The sequence below is a fragment of the Neisseria sp. P0021.S005 genome, from assembly GCF_051956955.1.
In genome coordinates, this window is the sequence record NZ_JBQCWY010001021.1 from 1 (window position 1) to 287 (window position 287).

At 52.6% G+C, this 287-nt stretch carries 1 protein-coding gene; it reads right to left on the reverse strand.

Features of this window, described 5'->3' with window-relative positions:
- Window positions 1–287: hypothetical protein (locus ACTHUE_RS20685; RefSeq protein WP_440404026.1), on the reverse strand; the 287-nt coding region annotated here is incomplete at both ends.

Below are 287 nucleotides of genomic sequence, written 5' to 3' on the forward strand. Positions count from 1 at the left end.
ACATTGATGGTGTCACCCAATGCGTAGTTGTTGCTGCCGGTGGTACCACCGAAGTTGATGCCTTTGGCGATATTGGCGGCGTTGTTGGCTACGTTTTGGTTGGTCGCAAACAGTTGGCTGCCGTTAACGGCATCTTTACTGTTGGCGCTGACGGCGCCATCGGCTACGTTGGTCACTTTGTTGCCGGCGTTGTTCAATCCGTCTTTGGTCAGTTTGACATCACCTGCTTTAACGCCGTCTTGGGTCAATGCAACATCGTCGCCTACTTTCACACCGTCGTTGTTCAC